Annotated in this window: 17 protein-coding genes; 6 read left to right on the forward strand and 11 right to left on the reverse strand. The window is 72.4% G+C overall.

The annotated features are described in order from the left end of the window. The first annotated feature begins 61 nt into the window (after positions 1 to 61). Genes ABFX50_RS30570 through ABFX50_RS30585 form a run of 4 tightly spaced genes read left to right on the forward strand, consistent with a single transcriptional unit; the run spans position 62 to position 3581 of the window. The gene (locus ABFX50_RS30570; protein ID WP_346151125.1) at positions 62 to 718 is read left to right on the forward strand and encodes a type 1 glutamine amidotransferase domain-containing protein; all 657 of its coding nucleotides are present in this window, start codon (positions 62 to 64) and stop codon (positions 716 to 718) included. A 24-nt stretch (positions 719 to 742) separates the two neighbouring features. Further along, complete coding sequence (locus ABFX50_RS30575; protein ID WP_346151127.1) at positions 743 to 1828, forward strand: acyl-CoA dehydrogenase family protein; 1086 nt, start codon at positions 743 to 745, stop codon at positions 1826 to 1828. Next, the gene (locus tag ABFX50_RS30580) at positions 1825 to 2721 is read left to right on the forward strand and encodes an acyl-CoA dehydrogenase family protein (protein ID WP_346151129.1); all 897 of its coding nucleotides are present in this window, start codon (positions 1825 to 1827) and stop codon (positions 2719 to 2721) included. The genes ABFX50_RS30575 and ABFX50_RS30580 overlap by 4 nt, the downstream gene beginning before the upstream one ends. Beyond that, complete coding sequence (locus ABFX50_RS30585) at positions 2718 to 3581, forward strand: TIGR03619 family F420-dependent LLM class oxidoreductase (protein WP_346151131.1); 864 nt, start codon at positions 2718 to 2720, stop codon at positions 3579 to 3581. Before ABFX50_RS30580 ends, ABFX50_RS30585 begins: the two co-directional genes overlap by 4 nt. A 92-nt stretch (positions 3582 to 3673) precedes the next feature. Here the strand turns inward: ABFX50_RS30585 and ABFX50_RS30590 are convergent, their stop codons facing one another. Continuing rightward, positions 3674 to 6139 carry a CHAP domain-containing protein gene (locus tag ABFX50_RS30590; protein WP_346151133.1) on the reverse strand — a complete coding sequence of 822 codons (2466 nt, stop codon included), beginning with the start codon at positions 6137 to 6139 and terminating at the stop codon, positions 3674 to 3676. Between the two features lie 206 nt (positions 6140 to 6345). Here ABFX50_RS30590 and ABFX50_RS30595 point away from each other — a divergent pair, with 206 nt between their 5' ends. Both ABFX50_RS30595 and ABFX50_RS30600 read left to right on the forward strand, forming a co-directional pair. Next, positions 6346 to 6957 (forward strand): PaaI family thioesterase, encoded by a 612-nt coding sequence (locus ABFX50_RS30595; protein ID WP_346151135.1) that lies wholly within the window; start codon positions 6346 to 6348, stop codon positions 6955 to 6957. A 77-nt stretch (positions 6958 to 7034) separates the two neighbouring features. Then, on the forward strand, positions 7035 to 7262 hold the full coding sequence (locus tag ABFX50_RS30600; RefSeq protein WP_346151137.1) for a hypothetical protein: 228 nt from the start codon (positions 7035 to 7037) through the stop codon (positions 7260 to 7262). On the opposite strand, the gene ABFX50_RS30605 is transcribed toward ABFX50_RS30600, so the two are convergent. The 10 genes from ABFX50_RS30605 to ABFX50_RS30650 form a co-directional block, all read right to left on the reverse strand. Beyond that, positions 7256 to 8005 (reverse strand): glucose 1-dehydrogenase, encoded by a 750-nt coding sequence (locus tag ABFX50_RS30605; protein WP_346151138.1) that lies wholly within the window; start codon positions 8003 to 8005, stop codon positions 7256 to 7258. The two genes, ABFX50_RS30600 and ABFX50_RS30605, sit on opposite strands and share 7 nt — an antisense overlap. Continuing rightward, positions 7992 to 10043: an acetate--CoA ligase family protein gene (locus ABFX50_RS30610; protein ID WP_346151140.1), complete on the reverse strand. Its 2052-nt coding sequence runs from the start codon at positions 10041 to 10043 to the stop codon at positions 7992 to 7994. Before ABFX50_RS30610 ends, ABFX50_RS30605 begins: the two co-directional genes overlap by 14 nt. Beyond that, on the reverse strand, positions 10033 to 11535 hold the full coding sequence (locus ABFX50_RS30615; RefSeq protein WP_346151142.1) for a class I adenylate-forming enzyme family protein: 1503 nt from the start codon (positions 11533 to 11535) through the stop codon (positions 10033 to 10035). Before ABFX50_RS30615 ends, ABFX50_RS30610 begins: the two co-directional genes overlap by 11 nt. Continuing rightward, positions 11532 to 11846, reverse strand: coding sequence for a VOC family protein (locus ABFX50_RS30620; protein ID WP_246451946.1), 315 nt, complete (start codon positions 11844 to 11846; stop codon positions 11532 to 11534). The genes ABFX50_RS30615 and ABFX50_RS30620 overlap by 4 nt, the downstream gene beginning before the upstream one ends. Then, positions 11843 to 12193 carry a Zn-ribbon domain-containing OB-fold protein gene (locus ABFX50_RS30625; protein ID WP_346151143.1) on the reverse strand — a complete coding sequence of 117 codons (351 nt, stop codon included), beginning with the start codon at positions 12191 to 12193 and terminating at the stop codon, positions 11843 to 11845. Before ABFX50_RS30625 ends, ABFX50_RS30620 begins: the two co-directional genes overlap by 4 nt. A 44-nt stretch (positions 12194 to 12237) precedes the next feature. Beyond that, positions 12238 to 14079: a serine/threonine-protein kinase gene (locus tag ABFX50_RS30630; protein ID WP_346151144.1), complete on the reverse strand. Its 1842-nt coding sequence runs from the start codon at positions 14077 to 14079 to the stop codon at positions 12238 to 12240. A gap of 231 nt (positions 14080 to 14310) precedes the next feature. Then, entirely contained in the window at positions 14311 to 15276 is a 966-nt protein-coding gene (locus ABFX50_RS30635) for an alpha/beta hydrolase (protein WP_346151146.1), read from the reverse strand. A gap of 139 nt (positions 15277 to 15415) precedes the next feature. After that, positions 15416 to 15922: a methyltransferase family protein gene (locus tag ABFX50_RS30640; RefSeq protein ID WP_346151147.1), complete on the reverse strand. Its 507-nt coding sequence runs from the start codon at positions 15920 to 15922 to the stop codon at positions 15416 to 15418. A gap of 74 nt (positions 15923 to 15996) precedes the next feature. Then, positions 15997 to 16431, reverse strand: coding sequence for a DUF6463 family protein (locus tag ABFX50_RS30645; RefSeq protein ID WP_346151149.1), 435 nt, complete (start codon positions 16429 to 16431; stop codon positions 15997 to 15999). Continuing rightward, entirely contained in the window at positions 16428 to 16982 is a 555-nt protein-coding gene (locus ABFX50_RS30650; protein ID WP_346151151.1) for a TetR/AcrR family transcriptional regulator, read from the reverse strand. Before ABFX50_RS30650 ends, ABFX50_RS30645 begins: the two co-directional genes overlap by 4 nt. Between the last annotated feature and the right edge of the window lie 48 nt (positions 16983 to 17030).

The following is a 17030-nucleotide window of genomic DNA, read 5'->3' on the forward strand; positions in this document are numbered from 1 at the left end:
GATGGCTGAGGGGCGTTGAAACTATTTGCGGCTGATGGCTGACGCGACGCATCATCGAGACATGAGCAAGCGCATTCTGATCGCACTGACCAGCCATGACGACCTCGGCGGCGTGCGGAGCACCGGATACTACGTCTCGGAGGCGGCCCACCCGTGGCACGTCTTCCGTGAGGCGGGCTTCGAGGTCGTGGTGGCCAGCGTCAAGGGCGGGCAGCCGCCACAGGACGGCTTCGATCCCTCCGACGGCACGCAGACCGCCTTCCTCGACTCCGCCGAACTGCGGGAGGCGGGCAGGCTGGCCGACCTCGAGGGCCGCTCCTTCGACGCGGTGCTGTACGCCGGTGGCCACGGCACCATGTGGGACTTCCCCGACGACCCCGACGTCGCGCGCCTCGGCCGCGAGGTCTACGAGAGCGGCGGCGTGGTGGCCGCCGTCTGCCACGGACCTTCGGCGCTGGTCAACCTGACCCTGTCCGACGGCGTCCCGCTCGTGGCGGGCAGGCGCGTGGCCGCCTTCACCAACGCGGAGGAGAAGGCCGCGGGCGTGGCCGAGATCGTGCCGTTCCTGCTGGCCGACGCGCTGGTGGGCAAGGGGGCGACGCACGAGCCCGCCGCCGACTGGCAGCCCCAGGTCGTCGTCGACGGCCGCCTGGCCACCGGGCAGAACCCGGCGAGCGCCGGGCCGCTGGCCGAGCGGATCGTCGAGCTTCTCAAGTAACCAAGCGTGCGCTAGGTTGGGTGAGTGGATCTCGACTTCACCCCGGCCGAACAGGCCTTCCGCGCCGAGGTTCGGGACTGGCTGGCCGCCCACGTGCCCTCGCGGCTGCCGTCCATGGACACCCGCGAGGGCTTCGAGGCGCACCGCGCGTGGGAGGCGCGGCTGGCCGACGCCCGCCTGTCGGTGCTCTCGTGGCCGGAGGAGTACGGCGGCCGCTCCGCCTCCCCGATCGAGTGGTTGATCTTCGAGGAGGAGTACTGGGCCTCGGGAGCTCCCGCCAGGGTCAGCCAGAACGGCATCTTCCTGCTCGCCCCCACCCTCTTCACCTTCGGCACCCCCTCGCAGCAGGCCGCGTTCCTGGGCAGGATGGCCAGGGCCGAGGACGTGTGGGCGCAGGCGTGGTCCGAGCCCGAGGCCGGCAGCGACCTGGCGGCTCTCTCCTCCCGCGCGGTCAAGGTGGAGGGCGGCTGGCTCCTGCACGGCAGGAAGACCTGGAGCTCCCGCGCCGCCTTCGCCTCGCACGGTTTCGGCCTGTTCAGGACCTCGGGCTCGCGGCACCACGGGCTCACGTACTTCCTCTTCTCGCTGGAGGACGTCGCCGTCAGGCCCATCGCTCAGCTGGACGGCACGCCAGGATTCGCCGAGCTGCTCTTCGACGGCGTCTTCGTCCCCGACGCCATGGTCCTGGGAGAGCCGGGGCAGGGCTGGAAGATCGCCATGGCCACCACCTCCTCCGAGCGCGGCCTCACGCTGCGCAGCCCCGGACGCTTCCTCGCCACGGCCGAGCGGCTGGTCGCGCTGGCACGGACGGCCGACCCCGCGCTGCAGGACAGGGCGGCCCGATGCCTCGTCGACGCCGAGGCCTACCGCCTGCACACCTTCGGCGCCGTGAAGGGCGAGCTCGGAGCCACCACCAGCATGGGCAAGGTCTTCTGGTCCGAGCTCGACCTGCGCATGCACGCCCTCGCCATGGACCTGCTCGGCCCCTGCGCGGCCGAGACGCCGTGGTTCGACGGCTATCTGTTCTCGCTCGCTGGGCCGATCTACGCGGGCACGAACGAGATCCAGCGCAACATCATCGCCGAACGCGTCCTGGGGCTGCCCCGATGAACTTCGCCTTCACCTCCGAACAGCTCGCCTTCGCCGCCGCCGTGCGGGAGGTGCTGCGCGACCGCTGCGACCCCTCCGACCGCCTGTCGTGCTGGAAGGAGCTGGCCGAGCTCGGCTTCTTCGCGGCGCTCGCGCCGGAGGAGGCGGGCGGGCTGGGCCTCTCACTGATCGACGTCGTCCCCGCGCTCGAGGAGACCGGACGCGCCGCCATGCCGGGGCCCGTCGTGGAGACGCTGGTCGCCGCGCCGTACGCCCCGGAGGGAGTGACGCGCGTGAGCCTGCTCGTGGACGGCGTCGCGCTGGACGCCGACCTGGCCGACCTGGTCGTGGACGTCACGGGACCCTCCGCCGTGCCGGTACGGCCGGAGCCGCGCAGGGCGCTCGATCCAGGGCGGCAGCCGTACGGGGTGACGGTGGCGGGCGAGCCCGAGCGCCTGCCCGGCTCTGCCGAGGCGCTGCTGAGAAGGGCGACCGTCGGCACGGCGGCGCAGCTCGTCGGGGTGGCCAGGCAGCTGCTCGCCAGGTCGGTGGAGTACGCCAGGACGCGCACCCAGTTCGGCCGGCCGATCGGGGCCTTCCAGGCGGTCAAGCACCAGCTCGCCGACGTGGCGATCGCGGTGGAGTTCGCCGCGCCGCTGGTCCACCGCGCCGCGCTCTCCGTGGACGCGCAGGACGCCCCCCGGCCAGACCGGGACGTCAGCGCGGCGAAGGCGGCCGCGGGAGAGGCCGCCTCGCTGGCCGCCCGCACCGCGCTGCAGGTGCACGGCGCGATCGGCTACACCGGCGAGCTGGACCTGCGTTTCTGGCTGGCCAGGACCTGGTCGCTCGGCGCCGCCTACGGCACCAGCGCCGAGCACAGGATCCGCGTGCGTGAGGCGGTGTTCGGAGCGTGAGGTTCGGTGTCCCCCTGGGCCTGCTCCACCCCGCCGCGTGGAAGGACGTCGCCGTCGCCGCCGACTCCCTCGGCTTCGAGTCGCTGTGGGTCCCCGAGCATCTCGTCTTCACCACCGACCTGTCGCTGGCCACCTATCCGGGCACCTCGACACCCGGCATCAGGCCGCACACCCCGCTCTTCGACGCGCCCGCCTACCTGTGCTGGCTGGCGGGGCTCACCTCCCGCGTCAGGCTCGGTACGGCGGTGCACCTGTTCGCGCTCAGGCACCCCTTCGTCTCCGCCCGCGCCTTCGCCACCCTCGACATCGTGTCGGGAGGGCGCGCCGTCTGTGGTGTGGGCGCGGGGTGGTACTCGGGGGAGTGGGACGCGGCGGGCGTCGACTTCGCGACCAGGGGCCCCCGCCTCGACGAGGCGATCACGGTCGCCAAGCGGCTGTGGTCGGAGGAGACGGTCGCCCACGCGGGCCGCTTCTTCTCCTTCCCAGAGGTCGCCTTCGAGCCCAAGCCGATCCAGCACACGCTGCCCGTCCTGGCGGGCGGCGAGTCGGCCGCGGCGCTGCGGAGGGCGGCCACGCTGTGCGACGGCTGGATCAGCATGCCGCACACGCTGGAGTCGGTGCGGCCGCAGCTCGAACGGCTGGCGGCGCTGCGCGACGGACGCAGGTTCTCGGTGACCGTCCACGCCTCTTCTCTGGCCTCGCCCGAGGAGCTCGCCGCGTGGGAGGCGCTGGGCGTCGACCGGTTGATCGTCCGCCCGTGGAAGAGCACCAGCGACGCGGTCGCGAAGCTGACCGCCTTCGCCGCGGACTACGGCCTCACACCAGACCGTGAGCGCCCTTCAGCGAGGCACTCAGGCTGAGGCCGCATCCCGAGACCGCATCCCGACGGACTTGGAGCCGGGGATGCGCACGACGGTCACCGCGAGATCGTATCCGGCCGGGTCGTTCGGGGTCAGGCGCGGTGACGTCCTCCCCGTCCTCTGCCGCTGCGGCCTCCAGACCCGCCGGAGGCTCCCACGAGCGCCGGCTCCTGCCGGCGGCCGGACTGAACCTGAGGCGTCTGGGCCGGCGGGGTGAAGGCCGCGGGAACGTGCGCCTGGATCTGGTCCGGCGGAGCCTGCAGAGAAAGGACGCGGGCCGGCGGGGTGGTGGCGGTCTCGGGCGCGGGGAACGGGTGGGGCGCGGGAGCCGCGTCACGGTACTCGGCTGAGTCCCTGTGGCGGCGGCCACGGAGAGGGACGGCGGCGGAGAAGGTGTCCGTGGCGCCGCGGCCGAAACCGTCGGTGGCGCCGCTGTGGACCAGTTGGTCGGCGTGCGGCCCGGTGACGAGGCTGTCGCGCTGACGGCCTGTCGCGCTGTCGCGGGGGAGGGCGACCGCCCGCGGCGCGCCGCTGTGGACGAGGGTGTCCGCGTGCGGTCCTGTGACGGCGCTGTGGACGAGGGTGTCGGTGGTCCTGGCGCTGTGGACGAGGACGTCGGCGTGGGGGGCCGTCGTCGTGCCACGGGCCGGCTGCTCGGGGCGGACAGGACGCGTCGGGCGGCTGGGCCGCGCGGGCCGGGGGAGCCGGGCGGGGGAGCCCGTGGAGGTGGCGCGATGGGCTCGGGTGTCCTGGCCTCGGGTCAGGGCAGGGGCCTGCGAGCGGTGCCGGCGTCCGCGGATCGGGGCGTCGGAGGCGAAGGCGGCGCTCTCCTCCGCGAGGTGCTCCCTGCGTCTGCGCCTGCCCCTGTAGCCGTCGCCCGACGGGGCGGTCGCCTCGGCGAACGCGTCGAAGGGAGCGGACGAGAACGCGTCGAGCTGCGCCGACGAGAACGCGTCGAACGGTGCCGACGAGAACGCCTCCAGCTGCGCCAGGATCGCGCTCGAGGTCTCCAGCCCGGCCGCGAGCGCCGCGGCGGGGTCGGACGCGAGAGCGGAGGCGCGCACGGAAGCGTGCCCCGACCCGGATCCGGCCCTCGTGCCGGTGGCGGCCATGACGTCGAAGGCCGTCGCCTCGGAGGTGGTCGGCGTCTCCAAGGAGCTCACGGCCTCGGAGGTGGTCGGCGTCTCCAAGGAGCTCACCGCCTCCGAGGTGAGCGACGCGTCGAAGGCGCCCACGGCCTCGGAGGCGGTCGTCGAGGCCGCGGCGGTCGCGGCGGCTGAGGCTTCGGAGGCGGTCGAGGCGATGGCGTGATCGGCGGCCGTCGCGGCGAAGGCGAGCGTGGGCTCGGTCGTGGTGACGGGGTCGGGGAGGGCGACGGGGGCCGAGATGGTCAGCGCCGTGGCCGTCAGAGGGGAGGTCGCCGGGTGCTCGGCAGGGCGGGCCGACACGGGCCTGCCGCGGCGGGGGCCCGAGGCGCGACGGCGCCCAGGCTGCCGGGAGGGACGGCCCGACGACGACGCCGACGCCACCGCCGGTCGCGAGGCCGACGCCGATCCCAGAGCAGACGCCGAGCGCGACGTCGAGGCCGTGGCGGCAGCGGCGGCGGGCGACAGCCGTACTCTCAGCTGGCGGGTGCGGGCGACGGCCAGCACGCCGAGGGCGGCCAGCAGCACCGGGCCGATCAGCGCGGGAGAGCCGAGGGCGGGCACAGGGGTCGAGGCCGAGGCGTCCTTGAAGGCGGTGACGGGCTCGCGGGTGGCGGCCTCGGTGTCGGCGGTGGCGGGCTTGGCGTGCTTGGCCTTCTTGGCGACGGGCCTGTCCGTGGCGATGGTCGTGGGCGAGCGGGGCGTGGACGCGCTCGGGGAGGGGGAGGTGCTCTTCGGCACGGTGGCGGCCTTGGGTGTGGCCGCGTCCTCGGCGCCCGCCGCCATCGTCGGCGAGGACGGCTCCGCGGACGGCATCCGGGAGGGGATGAGCGAGGTGACGGTGGTCTCGGCGGGGGCGGGCAACTGGAGCCTGTCGGCCTGGCCCTGCTCGGTGTCGGGCGGGAGCGAGCCCTCGACCTCGGCCTCCTTCAGCCGCGCCGCCTCCAGCCGCTCCTTGATCTTCTCCGGGTACCCGTAGCCGGCGACCTTGCTCTGGTCGCGCTCCTTGCGCTTGGCGACGCCCCCGTCGATGTTGCCCTCGATCGTGAAGATCGTGTCCCCGACGACCTTCGTGACGATCCCGACGTGGTCGATGTTGTCGATGTCGTTGGAGCCGCCCCAGTCATAGAAGACCAGCGCGCCGGGTTTCGGCTTGTGCCCCCAGGCGTCGTTCTTCTTGAACCACTCCGCGTGCGCGACGGTGTAGGCGAACTGCCCGACCCACTCCTCGTAGCCCAGCTTGTGCGCCGCCCAGGACAGGAACATGTCGCACCACGGCGCGCCGCTGTAGTCGGCGTCGAACTCGACCGTCCTGCCGTACCAGTCGCCGAACTTGGTGTACGCGCCCTTGCCCTCGGAGTAGCCGAGATGGCTCTCCAGGAGCTTGATGAGCTTCTGTGTCTCTGGGGTCATGGAAGTTGCGGGGGAACCCTTCCGTGCACGACGGGACTCGTGAGGAGGGAGGCTACCTTGAGGAAAGGGCAGGTCAAGACAGCACCAAGGGGGTCTCAAGCGGATGCTCGGGATGAAACTGCAGGTCAAGACGCTTCCAGAAATATCTCCCAAACCCCGACAAATGCGGAAAAGATCTACCTAAAGGGTTCGCTAGGGTGTCCCGCATGTCGGTCGAACTCGGCACCGAGGAATCCCGCCTCGCCGCCCTCTGCGCTCTTGCCCAGCAGACCCGTGAGCTGATGGACGCGGTCGCGCTGACCGACGTCGGAGAGGACGACCTCACCGCCGCGCACGCGGCCCTGACCGCCGTCAACGAACGGCTGCGCTCGGTCCTGCGCCAGACCCCCCAGCCGTTCGAGATCGCTCCTGACGGCACGCTCAGGCACCTCGGCAACGCCGTCACCGGCGGCGCCAACCCGCACGCCCTGCCTCTGCTCATCGAGGTGCGCGACGGAGGGGTGCGGGCCGAGGTGGTGTTCAGGCCGCTGCACGAGGGTCCGCCCGGCGCGGTCCACGGCGGCATCAGCGCCATGATCCTCGACCACCTGCTCGGCCAGGCCGTCGCCGCCGCCGGCTCGGCGGGCATGACCGGGACGCTGACCGTCCGCTACCGCAGGCCCGTGCCGTACGGCACGCCGCTGGTGGCGACCGCGGAGTACACCCGCACCGAGGGTCGCAAGACCTGGGCCGAGGGCAGGATCTCGCTGCCGGACGGTGAGTCGCTGGTGGAGGCGACCGGGCTGTTCATCACCCCGTCGGCGTGGATCGGCGCCTGAGCCTCCATAGGAAGGCCGTCACGCACCGTTGCCTTATCGTTACCAACCGTTGGCGTGTTCTGTGGGTCTAACCCGAAGTGAAGATCCTCTACGGCACACTCGCGCTCATCGTGCTGGCCCAGGCGCTCTCCGGTGGCCTCGTGGGCCGCGCCGCGCCCGTCGAGGTCGCATGGCCGGCTTCGCCGCCGGCCCATGACGGCATCGCCTCGACGGGCAGGTGTCACCTCCTGCTCGCCGAAGGAGGACGGGACGGCCTGGCGGTCAGAGTCCAGGACGGCCCTGGCCTCCCGGCCTCGCGTCAGTAGCCCGCCCCGGTCAGCAGGCCTCCGTCCACGGTGAACTCACTGCCCGTGCAGTAGCTCGACCGGTCGGAGGCCAGGAACGCCACCACGTGCGAGACCTCGACGGGTTTCGCGAACCGCTTGATCACCATCGAGTTGACGAACGCCTCTCCGTCGACCTCGGCCATGAGGTCGGGGTCGGTCGCCATCGAGGTGTTGATCGCGCCGGGATGCACCGAGTTGACCCGGATCTTGAAGGGCGCCAGCTCGCGGGCGGCCGCCTTGGTGACCCCTCGCACGCCGAACTTCGAGGCCGCGTAGGCGGACAGGCCCGCCGCGCCGATGAAGCCCTCGATGGAGGAGATGTTGACGATCGCGCCGCGTCCAGCGCCCTTCATCGGCTCGATGACCGACTTGACGCCCAGCCAGGTGCCCTTGAGGTTCACGTCGATGACCTGGCCGAAGTCCTCCAGCGGCATCTCGGCGATCCTGCGGAATTTGATGATCCCCGCGTTGTTGACCAGGACGTCGAGCTTGCCGTACGTCTCGACGGCGGTCGCGACCGCGCGCCCCCACTCCGCCTCGCTCCTGACGTCGTGGCGCACGTAGGTCGCGCCGGTCTCCTCGGCCAGCGCCTTGCCCTCGTCGTCGAGCACGTCCCCGAAGACGACCCTCGCGCCCTCCTCCAGGAACAGCCGCACGTGCGCCTCGCCCATGCCCCGCGCCCCGCCGGTGATCAGCGCGACCTTGCCGTCAAGCAGTCCCATCGGTGCCTCCGCAGAAACGTTGTCCGGCGGCGACGGCGATCGCGGCCGCCTCCATGGATCGGTAGACAGGTATCCCGGCTGCGGCGGCGATGGCCATGAGCTCGTCCTCGACGCCGGGCGGGGCGAACTCGCCGTTCCTGGTGACCAGCGTGACCCTGACGCCGCGGACCTCGCCGAGGTGGCGGGCGTAGGCGAGCAGGGGGTCGGCGGTGGTGCCGTAGGTGAAGAAGCTCTGCACGTTGACGTGCGCGACCACATCCCGGTACGGCAGGCGCCCGGTGACGGCGGTGATCACCTCTTTGACGAGGTCGGGCCTGCCTCGGGGGCCCACGGGGACCTCCAGCGGGTTGGCCAGCGAGCTGCCGGCGCCCAGGCCGAGCGCCCTGAGGTCGTCGAGCACGTCGTCAGGGAGCGGGTCGAGGGTGAGCCCCGCCTCGTCGAAGGCGTCGGCGGCGAGCACGCCGGCGCCCCCGCTGGGCCCGACCACCAACACCCCGGCCGTCCGGCGCTCCCCCGGATCGAGGCCCCGCGGGGTGGGGGCGGGGTCGGCGAGCGGACGGGGGGTGTGGGCCTGGAAGTAGGCGAGGGCGCCGACGAGGGCGTCCTGGGTGGTCACGAGGGTGGCGCCGGTCTGGTCGGCGAGGGCCTGCCAGATCCGCGCGTCGCTCACCATCCCGCCCGTGTGGGACGCGGCCGCCCTGCGCCCCTGGCCGCTGCGTCCGCCCACCAGCAGCACCACGGGCAGCGGGCAGGACGACAGCGCCGAGAAGAGGGCGAGGCCGTCGCGGGGGTCCTCCAGGTACAGCCCGACCGCGGAGGTCGAGGGGTCGCGGGAGAGCCACCCGAGCAGTTCGGCGGGCGTGACGTCGGCCGCGTTCCCCAGGGTGGCGACCCTGCTGAAGGCCAGCCCGCGACGCTCACCCACCTTGATCACCTCGCCCGCCAGCCCGCCGCTCTGCGAGATCAGCGCGACGCTCCCCTCGGGCCCGACGCCGCCGCCCACGAACGTCTGCCGCCCCTTCGGGCAGTAGACGCCCATGCAGTTCGGCCCGAGCAGCCGCGTGCCCGCCTCACGGGCCGCCGCCACCAGCGCCTCCTCCAGGTCGGCGCGCCCCGCCTCGCCGAAGCCGCCGCTCATGACCTGCGTGTACGGCACGCCGCGCGCCTGCCGTACCACCTCGGCGCAGGCGGCGGCGGGCACCGCGACCAGCGCGTAGTCCACCTCGGCCGCCGCGAGGGTGGGCACCGCGGGCACCCCGCCGATCGAGGTGGCCGTCGGGTGGACGGCCACCACGGGCGTCCCGGCGGCGCGGTAGAAGTCGAGGAACATGTTCCCGAAGGCGGGCCTGCTCGTGGAGGCGCCCACCACGGCCACCGCTCGCGGCTCGAACAGCGGGGTGAAGTCGGCCGCGGCGCGCGGGGCGGCCGAGGGAGGGCGGGGGGAGGGGAGGTAGCGCGCGTCCACCGCGATCACCCCGGACGGCGTGGCGATCACCGGGTTGAGCTCGAACTCGCCCAGCTCCAGCCGCTCCCACAACCCGCCGGGACCGCCGAGCGTCATCAGCAGCTTCACCACGGCGTCCACGTCGACGGCGGGCCAGCCGCGGTAGCCGTACAGGAGGGAGGAGCCGCGCAGCGAGGCCAGCATGCGCCGGGCGTCGCTCTCGGAGATCGGGCACAGGCGCAGGGCGGTGTCGCGCAGCGCCTCGGTCCACACGCCGCCCAGGCCCGCCAGCAGGACGGGTCCGAAGGCGGGATCGCGGATCAGCCCGGCGATCAGCTCGACCCCCTCGGGGGCCTGCTCCTCCACCAGGAAGCCGTCGCCCAGCCGCTCACGCATCTCGGCGACGGCGGCGCCCAGCGTGTCGTGGGTCAGGCCGAGCCTGACCCCTCCCGCGTCGGACTTGTGCAGCAGCCCCGCCGCCTTCAGCACCAGCGGCGCTCGCAGCGTGCCGGCGAGCGCGGGGTCGCGGACGCCGCGGGGCACCGGGACGCCCGCCTGCCTGAGCAGCTCCTTGACCTCGTGTTCAGTCCACAAGGTGCTGGTACTTCTCTCGGATCTCGCGCCGGAGCAGCTTGCCGGGGCCGCCTGAGGCGTCCTCGGCGTGCGGCAGCGACTCGGCGACCACGATCACGTCGGGCCGCTGGTGCGGCGGCAGCGTGTCGGCGAGCTCGAGTGAGAGCTTGGAGGAGTCGAGCGTCTGTCCGGCTCTCGGCACCACCGCCAGCAGGATTCTGCCGTCGCCGATCCCCACGGCGCCCGCCTCGGCCACGGGGTCGAGCGCGGTGGCCGCCTCCTCGACGGCGGCGGGCTGGGTCCACACGCCGCCCTTGAGTATCGCGTCCTCTCGCCGCCCGAGCACCCGCAGCACCCCGTCCGCCGACACGGTGCCGAGGTCGCCGCCGACGTACCACTCCCCGCGCAGCACCTCGGCGGTCCTGTCGGGCAGCAGGTCGTAGCCCGACATCCGGTGCGGCCCCGCCAGGTTGATCTCGCCGATCGTGTCGACGACGCGTGCGCCCGAGGGGTCGGTGACGGCGACCGCGCAGCCCGTGCGGGCCCTTCCCGAGGAGCCGAGCGGGGTGGAGCCGTCGTCCACCCTGCCCATGCAGGTGTAGGGGGCCTCGGTCTGTCCGTAGTAGGAGTAGACGCCCGCCTCGGGCAGGCGCTGCTTGATCCGGGCCAGCAGCGAGGCGGTCAGCGGCTCGCCGCCGAGCATGATGACCCTGATCGACGACAGGTCCACCGGTTCGTGCGCGGAGTCGCCGAGCAGCGCCGCGTAGAAGGAGGGGATCTGCGAGACGTGGGTGACCTTCTCGCGCGGGACGACCTTCAGGAAGTTGGCCGGGCCCCAGTCCTGCTCCAGGACCAGCCGCATCCCCGCGTAGAGCGCGGGCCCGACGATCGCGGGGAAGCCGATGCCCCAGATGATCGCGCCGGTGCCGAAGACCGAGCCGGGGGCGCGCGGCACGTCCAGCCAGATCTGCGCGGTGGCCAGCGACGAGGCGTGCGTGTGGACGACGGGCTTGGGCAGCCCCGTCGTGCCCGAGGTGTAGTAGAGCGCCAGCGGGTCGTCGAAGAAGGCGCCGAGAGGGGGCTCGCCCTCCTCGCCTGAGTCGAGGTCCTCGGCGGAGATCCACGTGGTGATCTCCGGCAGCGAGGGCCTGATCTCCTCGACGACGTGGGCCACGGTGGCGTCGTGGACGAAGGCCGTGCACCCGGAGGAGGCGACCACCGCGCGCAGCGTCTCCACCGGCCAGTACGGGTTGAGCGCTGCGGTGATCGCCCCGATCTTGGCCTGCGCGAGGTAGACCTCCGCCACCCTCAGCGTCTCGTTCAGCAGCGCGGCGACGCGCTGGCCCGGCCGTACCCCCGCCGCGAGCAGCGCGTGCGCGCGCCGGTTGACGAGCCTGTTCAGCTCGTCGTAGGTGAAGCTCTGCTCGCCGCAGTAGGTGAGCGCGACCTGGTCGGGGGTTCTCGCCGCCCCCGATGTCAGGAGCGCGTGGCCGTAGTTGCCGTAGGGCGTCATCGAGAACCTCCTGGGGAGTAGAGCACGAAGAGGTTTCCTGAGGGGTCGCGCAGGACCGCGCGCGTCTCGTGCGGGCCGGCCTCGGGGCCGCGCACCAGCGCGCCGCCCCTGTCCAGGAGGTCCTGTACGGCCCGCGCCAGGTCCTCCGTCTTGAGGCAGACGGCCGTGGAGCCGGTCAGGTGCTCGTCAGGTCCCGCCAGCCCGATGCCGCCCTCCAGCAGCGCGAACCTGTCGCCGTCCCTGAACCGCACGGGCAGCCCGTAGAACTCGATCGCCTTGCCGACGTCCTCCACGGGGATGAATACGTTCAAGCGGGCCTCCATTGCGGTAGTTCGTCGCGGAACGTCACCCGTACCGGCATGCCGACGCGCACCCGCTCGGGTGGGCACTCCACCACCTGGCCGAGCACGCGCGCCCCTTCGGGCAGGTCCACCCAGGCCAGCACGTACGGCTCCCGCCCCATGAACTCCCCGACGAACGAGCGGTGGACGACGGTGAAGGTGTGCACGACGCCCTCGCCGCGGACCGGTTCGAAGGGGAGGTCGCCGCCGCCGCACCAGGGGCACTCGGCGGCGGGCAGGTGGACCCGTCGCCCGCAGGCCGTGCATCGCTGAATGACCAACTCGCCGCGCGCGCAGGCGGCCCAGTAGGCGTCCATCGCCTGCCAAGCTAGCGCACGCTTGGTTGGGTCACAAGAGCGGGCTAGGAGTCCTCCTGACGGGGCAGGTCGCCCTCCGAGGCCTGCTCGCCGGTCGGGTTCCCGTCGGGCTCGGGCTCCTGCGCGGGCGGCTCGGAGGTGATCCTCGGCGCGGGCGCCGTCGAGGGCGGATCGGGGACCGTGGCGGGCGCGGTGGTCGAAGAGGAGGAGGCGGGAGGGGAGAGGCCGGCGGTCGTGGAGGAGGATGTGGGAGCCGACGCGCGGTCCGACGGGCTCTCGCACGGCGGGCCGTCCACCGGCACCTCGGAGATCTGCGGCCCGTTGGCCGCGGCCCGCTCGGTCTGCACGATCAACCCGAAGTGGGCGCGCTTCCCGCACGCCACCGTGCCGAGGTCGCGCAGCAGCGCGACGGTGTAGGAGGTCTTGCCCGACAGCTGCTTGACCTCCTCGTGGAGGGTGCGCGAGGGGCCTTCGCCGTCCCTGCGGGTGTAGCTGACGCGCAGCCGTACCGGGCCGGTCCCCTCGGCGGCGATCCGCACCGCGCCCGCGGACCCGCTCCAGGTGACGATGTCGGCCGAGGTGACCGCGGGCGACAGCGCCGCCGCCCTGCCCGTCGTCCCGGTGGGGGAGGGCGCGCTGGAGGACGGCGGCGGCGAGGTCGGCGGGGTGGGAGGGGCGGCGGGCGCCGTGCTCCTCGGCGTCGTCGTCCGGGGCGCCGCCGTCGTCGGGGCGGGGGTCCTGACAGGCGTCGGAGCGGCGCTTCTCGACGTCTTGGGGGTGGAGCGTCTCGTCGCCGCAGGTTCGGAGTCGACGGGGGTGGCCCCCAGCTCGAAGGGCGACCTGGGGGGAGGGGCGAGGAAGGTGCCGGGGTCGGGCAGCCGTCCGCCGCTGAGCAGCAGCGCGACCAGCGTCGCGGCCAGCGCGCCGCCCGCGATCCAGAGGTGGGGCGGCAGCCTCGGCATCCGCCACTGCCTGACCAGCGCGCCCTTGACCGGCGCCTCCTGCGGCGAGCCCGGGTTGGCCAGCGGGTAGTGCAGCGCGAGCAGCGTCGCCAGCTCGCCCAGGTGCCTGCGCCCCCGCTTCTCCCACTCCGCGCCGAACCCCGTCACGGCGGCCACCTCGAGCTCGGCGGCGAACTCCCTGGCCGAGCGGGGCCGGCCTGCGGGGTCCTTGGCCAGCCCGCGCCTTAACAGCTCGCGCACCGCCTCGGGCACCACCTCCACGGGCACGGGCTCCACCAGGTGCTTGTCGCGCAGCGCCGCCACGTCGGGCGCCCGGTACGGCTGCCGCCCCGTGACGCACTCGAACAGCACGCACGCCGCCGCGTACAGGTCGGCCAGCACGCCCGCCGCCCCCTGGGTCCACAGCTCGGGCGCCATGTACGGCGGGCTGCCTGCGGGCACCCCCGGCTCCTCCACGTGCACCGCGAGGCCGAAGTCGGCCAGCTTGCTGGTCCCGTCGGCCTGGACCAGCACGTTCTCCGGCTTGACGTCCCTGTGCGCGATGCCCCGCTCGTGTGCGGCGGCCAGCCCGAGCAGCGTCCCCTTCAGCACCACCAGGGCGGCCTCGGGGCTGGTCCTCCTGTGCTCGGACAGGATCGCCCGCAGCGACACGCCGTCGACCAGCTCCATCACCACGGCGGTCCTGGTCGGGGTCTCGACGTACTCGTAGAAGCGCACGACGTTGGGATCGTCGATCTCCACGAGGCCGGGCGTCTCGGCCCCGTACCGGGACATGAACTCCTCGTCCCTGCGCAGCGTCGCGTTCAGGTACTTGATCGCCACGTATGCGCCCGTGGACTGGTAGGTGGCGAGGAACACCCGGCCGGTACGGCCGGCGCCCAGCTGACGTACTTCGCGGTAACCCGGAACCAATCCAGCCCCCATGCGCGCGCGTGCTCAATGGTTCGACGGTCTCACCCGGGGTTCTGGTTGTCACGAGTCACACTATTTCGCCCAACGTCAACGAGAATGACCCTCCGTAGCCGTCTCGGTCACTCTGTGACGCAGCGCGACCGCGAGGCGCTCCACGGCCGGCTGCTCGCACGGCCGGGCGCGGACCGCCTCCCGCCGGAACGCCGCGTGATGTCGTCCCGGCGGGGAGATCGCTCTGTCCTGTCAGGAGTCGGTGCCGAGGAGCTTGCGGATGAAGGCGGTGGAGACCTCCAGCGCCGCCTGGTTGGCCTGGGTGTCACGCAGCAGGTCGACCATGACGAAGTCGTGGACCATCCCCTGGAAGCGGATCGCGGTGACGGGGACGCCCGCCTCACGCAGCTTGTTGGCGTAGGCCTCGCCCTCGTCGCGCAGCACGTCGGCCTCGCCGTTCAGGACCATCGCGGGCGGCAGCCCCCGGAGATCGTCCAGGCCGGCGCGCAGCGGTGAGGCGTGGATCTCGGCGCGCTGGGCGGGATCGGCCGTGTACTGGTCCCAGAACCACTTCATGCCGTCGCGGTTGAGGAAGTAGCCCAGCGCGAACTGCTGGTAGGAGCCGGTGTCGAAGGAGGCGTCGGTGACCGGGTAGAACAGGACCTGGCCCTTCAGGCCGACGTCGCCGCGCTCCTTCGCCATGATCGCCAGGACGGCGGCCATGTTGCCGCCGACGGAGTCGCCCGCGACCACCATGCGGGAGCCGTCCAGGCCCTTCTCCGCGCCCTTGTTCACCACCCACTGGGCGGCGGCGTAGTTCTGCTCGATCGCCGTCGGGTACTTCGCCTCGGGCGAGCGGTCGTACTCGGGGAAGACGACCGCGGCCCTGCTGCGTACGGCCAGTTCCCGCACGAGCCTGTCATGGGTGTTGGCGCTGCCGAAGACCCAGCCCGCGCCGTGGATGTAGAAGATCACCGGGAGGGTGCCGGTGGCGCCGGCGGGCTTGACGACGCGCACCCGCACGCTGCCGGTGGGCCCGCCCTCGACCGTGACCCACTCGTCGCCGACCTCGGGCTTGGGCACGCTCGCGTCGGACTGGAGGTCCTCCAGGATCTGACGGCCCTGCTCGGGAGGAAGCTGGTAGATGTACGGCTCGTTGGAATTGGCATCGGCGAACCGCTGGGCCGCCTCTTCCAGGACCACCTTGTTCTCAGCCATGGATGTGCTGCTCCGTATCGTGGACGAGTGAGACGAGAATGCTCGCCTCGGGTCCTCCCCCGCGGTGCGGTCCAGGCCGCTCTCACCTGTGATGATTTGTCGGCTTATTTAGGTATTGATGGCGAGTTCAGTCACGCGGTCATGGCCGGTAGGGACGCAGGCGCGGCCACCAGCCGGGCACCTTCGAGCGGTAGCTGTCGTAGTCGGCGCCGAACTTCGCCCGTAGCGTCGGTTCCTCGTACCAGCGGACGAACGCGACGACGGGGACGGCCACCACCGCGACGTAGAGCAGCAGCGAGGGCTGGCCGAGCAGCATCGCCTGCCCGATGACCGCCGAGAACACCGCCACGTACATGGGGTTGCGCACGTACCGGTAGAGACCGCCGACCACCAGCCGTTCGGGCGGGGCGGCGGGGAGCGGCGTGCCGAGCCCCTCGACAACGAACCGCGCGAACGCGTTGACGATGATCGCCGAGCCCGCCAGGACCAGGAGCGCCCCGAGCGCCCTGAGCGGGGTCATCGCCCAGCCGGGCAGCGGGCTGCGCGACTCCCAACCGGTGATCCACCACGGGACGAGGACGGCGACGGTGCCGGGGGCGGCGGCGAAGAAGAGGGTGCTGATGACGGCCGCTGGTGTCCTGCGCATGAGATCGCCTCTCCACGCCCTAATTCACTATGTGATGAGTTTAGGTCGGGCGTGGGAGAGGCGTCAACGCAGCCTCACGGACGGTCGGCTGTCGTCCCCTCGGCCCGCCGGTGCTCCCGGACGGCGGCGAGCTTGGGACGGCGCGCGGCCACCAGCCCCAGCACGCCGATGACGACCATCGCCCAGCTCCCCGTCACGGGGAAGTAGATGACGCACAGCGGCACCCCGATGACGAGCATGTACCAGCCGACCTGCGCGGGCAGCCGGCCTGTCGCCCGCACCACGTGGACGGAGAGCGTGCCGATGGCCAGCATCGCGAAGCCCGAGGCCATGAACCAGATGCTCGCCTCGTGCACGAAGTAGTCGGCGGCCTCGGAGTCGACGTTGGTGGCGAAGAAGCCCTCACGTGCGATCACCGCCCACGAGTTGGGCTGGGCGAAGGCCCACACGAAGTGGAGCACCGCCGTCGCGATGATCAGCCGGGGCACCCATCGGGCCAGCGCGTTCACTCGCTCCTCCTCTCCTGTGGCGCCAGGCGCAGGGCCAGCGCGTAGATCTCCTTCAGCTCGCCGGCGGACACGGGAGGAACCACCTGCTGCGCCCCCACGAGCACCAGGTAGAGCAGGCGCCCCATGGGCCCCGCGTCGTCCTCGGAGCCGCCGAGATCCCGCCACAGCGAGCGCAGATAGTCGACGCGCAGCCGGTCGACGCGTCGCTGCAGCGCCCGGGCCTCCGCGTCCTGCAGGGCCCACGCGCGTACCGCGATCTCCAGGTCGTGGTCGGTGTCCTTGTCGTCGAGCACCAGGTTGAGCAGGTGGTACAGCTTGGCCTGGGCGCTGTCTCCCGCGCTTTCCGCGCCGTCGATGTAGCGGCCGGTGTGCTCGCTCTCGAAGTGCTCGAGCAGGTCGCTCTTGTACCTGGCCATGCCCCCGAAGTGATGGTAGAAGGAGCCCTTGGTCAGGTTGAGGTGGGCGCACAGCCGCTCGATGGTCAGCGCGGGCGCGCCCTCCTCGCTCAGAACCTCCAGGCCCGCTTCCAGCCAGTCACGTTTACTTGCCATGCCATCACCATACCATACGGAATGGTATGGCGTGGGTCCGTCGGCTGG

Source organism: Nonomuraea recticatena (assembly GCF_039533245.1).
GTDB lineage: Bacteria > Actinomycetota > Actinomycetes > Streptosporangiales > Streptosporangiaceae > Nonomuraea > Nonomuraea roseola.

What these genes read in the sequence shown, in the direction of transcription:
- ABFX50_RS30570 (WP_346151125.1), top strand. Translation starts at nt 62, where the DNA reads ATGAGCAAGCGCATTCTGATCGCACTGACCAGCCATGACGACCTCGGC.
- ABFX50_RS30580 (WP_346151129.1), top strand. Translation starts at nt 1,825, where the DNA reads ATGAACTTCGCCTTCACCTCCGAACAGCTCGCCTTCGCCGCCGCCGTG.
- ABFX50_RS30590 (WP_346151133.1), bottom strand. Translation starts at nt 6,139, where the DNA reads ATGACCCCAGAGACACAGAAGCTCATCAAGCTCCTGGAGAGCCATCTC.
- ABFX50_RS30595 (WP_346151135.1), top strand. Translation starts at nt 6,346, where the DNA reads ATGTCGGTCGAACTCGGCACCGAGGAATCCCGCCTCGCCGCCCTCTGC.
- ABFX50_RS30605 (WP_346151138.1), bottom strand. Translation starts at nt 8,005, where the DNA reads ATGGGACTGCTTGACGGCAAGGTCGCGCTGATCACCGGCGGGGCGCGG.
- ABFX50_RS30615 (WP_346151142.1), bottom strand. Translation starts at nt 11,535, where the DNA reads ATGACGCCCTACGGCAACTACGGCCACGCGCTCCTGACATCGGGGGCG.
- ABFX50_RS30625 (WP_346151143.1), bottom strand. Translation starts at nt 12,193, where the DNA reads ATGGACGCCTACTGGGCCGCCTGCGCGCGCGGCGAGTTGGTCATTCAG.
- ABFX50_RS30630 (WP_346151144.1), bottom strand. Translation starts at nt 14,079, where the DNA reads ATGGGGGCTGGATTGGTTCCGGGTTACCGCGAAGTACGTCAGCTGGGC.
- ABFX50_RS30635 (WP_346151146.1), bottom strand. Translation starts at nt 15,276, where the DNA reads ATGGCTGAGAACAAGGTGGTCCTGGAAGAGGCGGCCCAGCGGTTCGCC.
- ABFX50_RS30640 (WP_346151147.1), bottom strand. Translation starts at nt 15,922, where the DNA reads ATGCGCAGGACACCAGCGGCCGTCATCAGCACCCTCTTCTTCGCCGCC.
- ABFX50_RS30650 (WP_346151151.1), bottom strand. Translation starts at nt 16,982, where the DNA reads ATGGCAAGTAAACGTGACTGGCTGGAAGCGGGCCTGGAGGTTCTGAGC.